This is a genomic window from Pseudomonas sp., assembly GCF_026224925.1.
In the GTDB taxonomy this organism is placed as follows: Bacteria; Pseudomonadota; Gammaproteobacteria; order Pseudomonadales; family Pseudomonadaceae; genus Aquipseudomonas.
Genome location: NZ_JAMFRV010000547.1, coordinates 1 through 8,453 on the forward strand (window position 1 = coordinate 1; position 8,453 = coordinate 8,453).

Here is an 8,453-nt window from a genome sequence, read left to right on the forward strand (position 1 = left end):
GGCACCCGAGGTAGCGGGCGCATGAGTCGCAGGGGCTGCGGCAGCCGGGGCAGACGTATGAGCAGGTACCGGCGACGTGTGAGCCGGCGCAACAGCCGAGGCTGGGTTCGTAGCATGTGAAGTGGCGGCTGGTGTCGCTGGTGTATGCACCCCACCCGTGGCGGGCGTAGCGTGGGTTCCCGCAGGCACCGACGGGTTAGCGGCGGTCGCACCGTCCGCAGGCGGATGATCAATGGCTTCCTGAGCCTGCGCCGCATCGGCAGCACGCTGCTCAGGCGAACGACCATCACTGAATACCAGTAGCAAATAGCGGCTGCGATTCAATGCGGCCGTCGGCACGGCGCGGACGATTGCGAATGGCTGGCCAGGGTCATGGATCACTTCCTTGACCGTCGCTACCGGATAGCCCGCTGGAAAGCGCTGACCAAGGCCGGAGCTCACCAGCAAATCCCCTTCTTTGATATCAGCAGTGTCCGCTACATGACGCAGCTCAAGGCGCTCCGGATTACCCGTACCACTGGCGATAGCCCGTAAGCCGTTGCGATTAACCTGCACCGGAATGCTGTGAGTAGTGTCTGTCAGCAACAGCACTCGCGAGGTGTAAGGCATCAACTCGACCACCTGCCCCATCAAACCCCGCGCATCAAGCACTGGCTGACCGAGCACCACGCCGTCGCGCTCACCCTTGTTGATGATGATGCGATGGGTAAACGGATTGGGGTCCATACCGATCAACTCGGCCACTTCGACCTTCTCGTTGACCAGCGCGGAGGAGTTAAGTAGTTCGCGCAGACGGACATTTTGCTCTGTCAAAGCCGCCAGTTTTTGCAGGCGCCCTTGCAGCAACAAACCTTCAGTCCTGAGTTTTTCGTTTTCTGCGATCAGTTCAGTACGGCTACCGAACTGGCTCGCGACCCCTTGATAAAGGCGCTGCGGCAGGTCGGCAATCCAGTATGACTGCATCAATACCAGCGACATCTGGCTGCGAACGGGCTTTAACACCGTGAAACGGGCATCCACCACCATCAGCGCAACCGATAAGACGACCAGCACAAGCAGGCGCACGCCCAGCGAGGGGCCTTTTGCGAAAAGCGGTTTAATAGGCCGCTCCTCCCGGGCATGATTGATCGAGCCTGAAAGGGTTTAACCTGGATGGGATGTGCTTATTCATGCGGCATTGAACCGGCCTGGACAGATTGACAGAAGATAACGCCTTATTCGGCGTCAGCCTAACGCATACAGGCAGCAATAGCTGCTGCCTGGACACGAGACTGGCTGGACACGTGACTCAGCGAACTTATTCGCTGGAGAGCAGATCCATGGTGTGCTTATCCATCATTTCCAGCGCACGGCCACCGCCGCGTGCAACGCAGGTCAGCGGGTCTTCGGCGACAATCACCGGCAGACCGGTTTCCTGAGCCAGCAGCTTGTCGAGGTCACGCAACAAGGCACCACCACCGGTCAGCACCAGACCGCGCTCGGCGATGTCCGATGCCAGTTCCGGTGGGGACTGCTCAAGCGCGCTTTTAACCGCCTGAACGATGGTCGCCAGGGATTCCTGCAGCGCTTCAAGCACTTCGTTGGAGTTCAGGGTGAACGCCCGCGGAACACCTTCAGCCAAGTTACGGCCGCGCACGTCAACTTCACGTACTTCGCCGCCTGGATAAGCGGTGCCGATTTCTTGCTTGATGCGCTCTGCGGTGGACTCACCGATCAGGCTGCCGTAGTTACGACGCACGTAAGTGATGATCGCTTCATCGAAACGGTCCCCGCCTACACGTACGGATTCGGCGTAAACCACACCGTTGAGGGAGATCAGCGCGATTTCGGTCGTACCACCACCGATATCGACAACCATCGAACCGCGCGCTTCTTCAACCGGCAAACCGGCACCGATGGCAGCAGCCATTGGCTCTTCGATCAGGAACACTTCACGAGCACCGGCACCAAGGGCCGACTCACGAATGGCCCGACGCTCCACCTGAGTGGATTTGCACGGTACGCAGATCAATACCCGAGGGCTTGGCTGCAGAAAGCTGTTTTCGTGAACCTTGTTGATGAAGTATTGCAGCATCTTCTCGCACACGCTGAAGTCGGCAATAACGCCGTCTTTCATCGGGCGAATGGCTGCGATGTTGCCCGGAGTACGACCCAGCATACGCTTGGCTTCCATCCCGACAGCAACGACGCTTTTCTGATTACCGTGGGTGCGAATGGCCACAACCGATGGCTCATTCAGTACGATACCGCGCTCACGCACGTAAATAAGGGTGTTGGCAGTACCCAAGTCGATCGAGAGATCGCTGGAGAACATGCCACGCAGTTTCTTGAACATGGGAAAAGGACCCTGGGCAACGCGTGGGTAAAAAAGTGCGGCAAACTCTAACAACGACAGGGATTTTGGGCAAGGAGCCAATATGTTAAATTAGCTGTTTTTCCAAGCACGACCCAAGACGTTCGCGGCCATAAGACCGCAGAAATGCGGTAGTGTTCGCACAATCTAACACACGGATCCCGTCCGTCTGCTTTCCACTGGAGATTCCCATGGCGCTTGATCGCTCCGACGTGGAAAAAATCGCTCATCTGGCCCGACTTGGCCTTAATGACGCCGATATTCCGCGTACTACCGATGCACTTAATAATATTCTTGGTCTGGTTGATCAGATGCAAGCCGTCGACACCAGCGGTATCGAGCCACTGGCGCACCCGCTTGAAGCCTCGCAACGGCTGCGTGCGGACGTCGTGACCGAGCGAAATCAGCGCGACACTTACCAAGCCATCGCACCAGCGGTCCAAAACGGCCTCTATCTGGTTCCGAAAGTCATCGAGTAAGGGAAAGAGCCTGCAATGCACCATATGACTCTGGCCGAGATCGCCCGCGGACTCGCCGAAAAAAAGTTTTCTTCCGAAGAATTGACTCAGGTTTTGTTGGCGCGTATTGCCCAATTAGACCCGAAGATTAATAGCTTCATTACGCTAACCGAAGACCTGGCGACCGCTCAGGCACGTGCTGCCGATGCCCGCCGAGCGGCTGGCGAGAGCGGCGCGCTGCTGGGCGTCCCGCTGGCGCACAAAGACCTGTTCTGCACGCAGGGTATCCGCACCAGCTGCGGCTCGAAGATGCTCGATAACTTCAAAGCGCCCTACGACGCAACGGTCGTTGCCAAACTGGCTGCAGCTGGCACGGTGACGCTGGGCAAGACCAACATGGACGAATTCGCCATGGGTTCTGCCAACGAATCAAGCTACTACGGCGCGGTAAAAAACCCGTGGAACCTTGAGCACGTGCCCGGCGGTTCGTCAGGTGGCTCGGCGGCCGCAGTGGCTGCTCGGTTGTTACCGGCCGCAACCGGCACCGACACCGGCGGCTCAATCCGTCAGCCTGCTGCATTGACCAACCTCACCGGCCTCAAACCGACGTACGGTCGTGTTTCTCGCTGGGGCATGATCGCTTACGCCTCAAGCCTGGACCAAGCCGGTCCGATGGCGCGTACGGCTGAAGACTGTGCCCTGCTGTTGCAAGGCATGGCCGGCTTCGACCCTCAGGACTCCACCAGCATTGACGAGCCTGTGCCGGATTACTCCGCCAGCCTCAACGGCTCGCTGCAAGGACTGCGCATCGGTATTCCGAAAGAATATTTCGGCGCCGGGCTCGACCCACGCATTGCCGAGTTGGTGCTTGAAAGCGTTAAAGAGCTGGAAAAGCTAGGCGCGGTGGTCAAGGAAGTCAGCCTGCCGAACCTGCAACACGCGATCCCGGCTTACTACGTCATCGCCCCCGCCGAAGCGTCGTCCAACCTGTCGCGCTTCGACGGCGTGCGTTTCGGCCATCGTTGCGAAGACCCGAAAAACCTTGAAGACCTGTACAAGCGTTCCCGTGCAGAAGGTTTCGGTCCTGAAGTACAGCGCCGAATTCTGGTCGGTGCCTATGCATTGTCGGCCGGTTATTACGATGCGTATTACCTGCAAGCGCAGAAAATCCGTCGCCTGATCAAGAATGACTTCATGAGCGCATTTGCCGAAGTCGACGTGATCCTGGGCCCAACCACGCCTAACCCGGCCTGGAAAATCGGCGCCAAGAACGACGACCCGATTTCTGCTTACCTGGAAGACTTCTACACCATCACCGCCAACCTCGCGGGTCTGCCGGGCTTGTCTATGCCTGCTGGCTTCGTGGACGGTCTGCCGGTTGGCGTGCAATTGCTCGCCCCGTATTTCCAGGAAGGCCGCCTGCTGAACGTCGCCCATCAATACCAATCAGTCACCGATTGGCACACGCGCACGCCATCAGGCTTCTAAGGAGAAAACACATGCAATGGGAAGTTGTGATCGGGCTGGAGATTCATACTCAGCTCTCGACCCAATCGAAGATTTTCTCCGGCAGCAGCACCACGTTTGGCTCTGAGCCGAACACGCAAGCCAGTCTTGTTGACCTCGGCATGCCCGGCGTTTTGCCGGTGCTGAACCAGGAAGCAGTGCGCATGGCGGTCAAGCTGGGTCTGGCGATTGACGCCGAGATCGGTCAGCACAACGTTTTCGCGCGTAAAAACTACTTCTACCCCGACTTGCCGAAGGGTTATCAGATCAGCCAAATGGAGTTGCCGATCGTTGGCAAAGGCCATCTGGATATCACCCTGGAAGACGGCACGGTGAAACGCATCGGCGTCACCCGCGCTCACCTGGAAGAAGACGCAGGCAAAAGCCTGCACGAAGATTTCAGCGGCATGACCGGGATTGACCTGAACCGTGCCGGCACCCCGCTGCTGGAAATCGTTTCCGAGCCGGACATGCGCTCTGCCAAAGAGGCCGTAGCCTACGTCAAAGCGATGCACGCATTGGTCCGTTATCTGAACATTTGCGATGGCAACATGGCCGAAGGTTCGTTGCGCTGCGACTGTAACGTATCGATCCGTCCGTTTGGCCAGGCCGAATTCGGCACGCGCTGCGAGATCAAGAACGTTAACTCGTTCCGCTTCATCGAGAAGGCGATCAACTCCGAAGTTCGGCGTCAAATCGAGCTAATCGAAGACGGTGGCCGGGTGATCCAGCAAACACGCCTGTACGATCCAGCAAAAGACGAAACCCGCGCCATGCGCAGCAAGGAGGAAGCCAACGACTATCGTTACTTCCCCGATCCGGACCTGCTGCCGGTGGTCATCGAGAGTTCGTTCCTCGACGAAGTCCGCGCCACGCTGCCTGAGCTACCGCCGCAAAAGCGCGAACGCTTCCAGACGCAGTTCGGCTTGTCTGCCTACGACGCCAGTGTGTTGGCTTCGAGCCGTGAGCAAGCCGACTACTTCGAAAAAGTCGTGAGCATCGGTGGCGACGCCAAATTGGCCGCTAACTGGGTGATGGTTGAACTCGGCAGCTTGCTCAACAAATTGGGCGTGGAAATCGAACAGTCGCCCGTCAGCGCTGAACAATTGGGCGGCATGCTGCTGCGCATTACCGACAACACTATTTCCGGCAAGATCGCGAAGATGGTATTTGAAGGGATGGCCAACGGCGAAGGCAGTGCGGATGACGTCATTGAGCAACGCGGCCTGAAACAAGTCACCGACAGCGGCGCCATTGAGTCAATGCTCGACGAAATGCTCGCAGCCAATGCGCAACAAGTGGCTGATTATCGGGCAGCGGACGAAGCCAAGCGCGGCAAGATGTTCGGCTTCTTTGTCGGTCAGGCGATGAAAGCGTCCAAAGGTAAAGCCAACCCGCAACAGGTGAATGAACTGCTGAAAAGCAAGCTCGAAGGGTAAAAGTACACCTGCGTGGGACCGAATTTACTCGGGAAGGGGACTCATCCGGCATCGCAGATGTCTGAACCGACGCCTTCCCGAGTAAATCCGGTCCCACGGGGTATCAGGTGAATCTGGGCCGACAAAAAATTGAAGGACCAAACCATGTGGCGGCTCTTCAGCGCGTGTGCATTGCTTACTCTACTGGCCGGTTGTGCCAGCCATGACATCGACCCGCGGGGCTACAACGAAACCGGCAGCGCGTCCTATTACGGGGCCAAACACCAAGGTAAACGCACTGCCAGCGGTGAGCGTTTCGATATGAACTCACTGACCGCTGCGCACCGCAACTTACCTTTCGGTACCCGACTGTTAGTGACCAACCTGGGTAACGACAAAAGCGTCGAAGTTAGGGTCAATGATCGCGGCCCACACACCCGCGGACGCCTGATAGATTTGTCACGCCAAGCGGCGCAACAACTGGGTATGCTGGGGACTGGTGTGGCGCGGGTACGCGTGCAGGCCTTGAACGATTGACAGGTGATTTGAATTCTCGCGCTTTCTACACTTCCTCTGCCGAACCTGCTGCAACTGTTCGGCGGCTTATTCTTGTTGGTGGTCGGTGCTGAGTTTTCAGTGCGCGCGGCCGTGCGTCTGGCCGCCAGCTTAAAAGTACGTCCACTGATCATCGGCTTAACCGTGGTCGCAATGGGCAGCAGCGCGCCGCAAATGGCGGTGAGCCTGCAAGCAGCGTTGTCTTCGAGCCCCGACATTTCCGTGGGCAGCGTGGTGGGCAGCAACATCTTCAACGTATTGGTGACCTTGGGCCTTTGCGCACTGATCATTCCACTGCGGGTTGCCCGAAGGCTGGTCCGCGTCGACATCCCACTGATGATCGGCGCCAGCCTGCTGGTCTTCGCCCTGTCGTACAACGGTGAACTCAGTGCTTTCGATGGCGGCGTCCTGCTGGCCTCACTGCTGGCCTACCTGCTGATCCTGGCAAGGCGTTCCCGGCGCAATGTGCAAAAAACCTCACCCATCCAGCACCACGCCTCCCGAGCGCAACAGCTCATCAGCCTCGCGACATTGGTCCTTGGTTTGGGGCTACTGGTACTGGGGGGGTACCTGCTGGTTCAGGCTGCGGTAGTCATCGCTGAGGATCTAGGCCTTTCGCAAAGGGTCATCGGCCTTACCGTCATCGCGGGAAGCACCTCATTACCGGCGCTTACCACTTCGTTGATTGCTGCCCTGCGCGGCGAACGCGATATCGCCGTAGGCAATGTGATCGGCAGCAATCTGTTCAACCTGCTGGGCGTATTAGGGCTGACAGCGCTGATCGCGCCCAGCCCGTTGTCCATATCGCCCAACGCGCTGGATTTCGATTTGCCGGTCATGCTTGCCGTCGCTGCGTTGTGCTTGCCGGTGTTTTATTCGGGCTACCGAGTGACGCGCGCCGAGGGCTTGCTGCTGCTGGCGTTGTATCTGGCTTACGGACTGCACATTGTCTCGTTCACCACCGGCATGCCGCTGGCCGAGAAGCTGGAGAGGCTGATGAATTATTTCGTTCTGCCACTGCTCGCGGCGTTGATTCTGTTCAGCACCGTGCGCGCTTGGCGCCGACAGCACAAAGCGGGTTGACTAGATCCAACCGCCCCACTGCAGAATGAAAATACCTATATTGGTGGTGATCGCGGCTGCCAAGGTGGTGATGACGATGATCGCTGCTGCAAGTTCGTGATTGCCGTTGGCTGCCCGCGCCATGACAAAGCTGACCGAGGCCGTCGGGCTGCCGAAGTACAGAAATAATATCCCCAGTTCCGCCCCGCGAAAGCCGCATAACCAGGCACCCAAGGTGCTGAGCACTGGCAGCCAGATCATTTTCACCATGCTCGCGCTGATCGCCATGTCGCCGCTTTTACGCAGCGCCACCAGCGACAACGTGCCGCCAATGCAGATCAGGGCTAACGGCAAGGACATCTGCGCCAAGTATTCGCCAGACGTTTGCAGCCAACCCGGCAGACCAATTTTGAAATAGGCAAACGGAGTCGCCGCCAAAATACTGATGATCAACGGATTGCACAGGATACTTTTGAACACGCTCCAGGGATCGGATTTGATCACCGGGCTGTAGACCGCCAACACGATGGTCGACAAGGTGTTGTAGAACAGAATGACCAGCGCCGCGAGAATCGCCCCAAGGGAAATGCCGTAGCTGCCGTACATACTGCCCGCCAGTGCGAGGCCGATAACGCCGTTGTTTCCGCGAAAAGCGCCTTGGGTGAAAATCCCTCGGTCTTCATAGGGACAACGCCAGATCGCCCAACCCCAGGCGAAGGCGAAACTGACCAAGGTTGCGACGAAGAAATACCCCAGCAACGCCGGTTGCAGCGCTGCGCTCAGGTCTGCATGGATGATTCCCAGGAACAACAGCGCCGGCATGGTGACGTTGAACACCAGTGCCGAAGCCGTGTGGATGAAGCTGTCGTTGATCCAGCCGACTCGTTTTAGCAGCACGCCGAGAAACAGCATGGCGAAGACGGGCGCGGTGATATTCAGGGTCTCTAAAAATATACCCAGCATGCGTTCAAAACCCCGGCCTGTCGTTAGGCGACTAATGATATGTCAGGGGAATGTGTGAGGTATATGCAGATGCTCTGTTGGACCGAATTCATTCGGGAAGCAGGCGACGCGATTTGTCTGAAATACCGCCTCGCCAAC

Annotated in this window: 8 protein-coding genes; 5 read left to right on the forward strand and 3 right to left on the reverse strand. The window is 57.9% G+C overall.

The features are described from left to right. The coding region (gene mreC / locus M0974_RS23045) for a rod shape-determining protein MreC (protein WP_297842335.1) at nucleotides 1–1,101 on the reverse strand (1,101 nt) is incomplete at its 3' end. Nucleotides 1,102–1,297: 196 nt separating this feature from the next. Next, a complete protein-coding gene (gene mreB, locus M0974_RS23050; protein ID WP_020292894.1) occupies nucleotides 1,298–2,335 on the reverse strand; it encodes a rod shape-determining protein MreB in 1,038 nt (345 codons plus the stop codon). 209 nt (nucleotides 2,336–2,544) lie between these two features. On the opposite strand from mreB, the gene gatC reads away from it, so the two are divergent. From gatC to M0974_RS23075, 5 genes are all read left to right on the forward strand, one after another. Further along, complete coding sequence (gene gatC / locus M0974_RS23055) at nucleotides 2,545–2,832, forward strand: Asp-tRNA(Asn)/Glu-tRNA(Gln) amidotransferase subunit GatC (RefSeq protein WP_297842322.1); 288 nt, start codon at nucleotides 2,545–2,547, stop codon at nucleotides 2,830–2,832. A gap of 15 nt (nucleotides 2,833–2,847) precedes the next feature. Continuing rightward, nucleotides 2,848–4,299: an Asp-tRNA(Asn)/Glu-tRNA(Gln) amidotransferase subunit GatA gene (gene gatA, locus M0974_RS23060; RefSeq protein WP_297842325.1), complete on the forward strand. Its 1,452-nt coding sequence runs from the start codon at nucleotides 2,848–2,850 to the stop codon at nucleotides 4,297–4,299. An 11-nt stretch (nucleotides 4,300–4,310) separates the two neighbouring features. Further along, nucleotides 4,311–5,756: an Asp-tRNA(Asn)/Glu-tRNA(Gln) amidotransferase subunit GatB gene (gene gatB / locus M0974_RS23065; RefSeq protein ID WP_297842327.1), complete on the forward strand. Its 1,446-nt coding sequence runs from the start codon at nucleotides 4,311–4,313 to the stop codon at nucleotides 5,754–5,756. A gap of 144 nt (nucleotides 5,757–5,900) precedes the next feature. Then, the gene (locus tag M0974_RS23070; protein WP_297842330.1) at nucleotides 5,901–6,272 is read left to right on the forward strand and encodes a septal ring lytic transglycosylase RlpA family protein; all 372 of its coding nucleotides are present in this window, start codon (nucleotides 5,901–5,903) and stop codon (nucleotides 6,270–6,272) included. A 45-nt stretch (nucleotides 6,273–6,317) separates the two neighbouring features. Then, a complete protein-coding gene (locus M0974_RS23075; protein ID WP_297842338.1) occupies nucleotides 6,318–7,373 on the forward strand; it encodes a calcium/sodium antiporter in 1,056 nt (351 codons plus the stop codon). Here the strand turns inward: M0974_RS23075 and M0974_RS23080 are convergent, their stop codons facing one another. After that, nucleotides 7,374–8,315, reverse strand: a complete 942-nt coding sequence (locus M0974_RS23080; protein ID WP_297842333.1) for an AEC family transporter — start codon at nucleotides 8,313–8,315, stop codon at nucleotides 7,374–7,376. Nucleotides 8,316–8,453: the final 138 nt, after the last annotated feature.

Bases quoted from the DNA above. Each gene is read 5' to 3' on its own strand.
- M0974_RS23080 (WP_297842333.1), bottom strand. From the start codon at position 8,315: ATGCTGGGTATATTTTTAGAGACCCTGAATATCACCGCGCCCGTCTTC.
- gatA (WP_297842325.1), top strand. From the start codon at position 2,848: ATGCACCATATGACTCTGGCCGAGATCGCCCGCGGACTCGCCGAAAAA.
- gatC (WP_297842322.1), top strand. From the start codon at position 2,545: ATGGCGCTTGATCGCTCCGACGTGGAAAAAATCGCTCATCTGGCCCGA.
- M0974_RS23070 (WP_297842330.1), top strand. From the start codon at position 5,901: ATGTGGCGGCTCTTCAGCGCGTGTGCATTGCTTACTCTACTGGCCGGT.
- gatB (WP_297842327.1), top strand. From the start codon at position 4,311: ATGCAATGGGAAGTTGTGATCGGGCTGGAGATTCATACTCAGCTCTCG.
- mreB (WP_020292894.1), bottom strand. From the start codon at position 2,335: ATGTTCAAGAAACTGCGTGGCATGTTCTCCAGCGATCTCTCGATCGAC.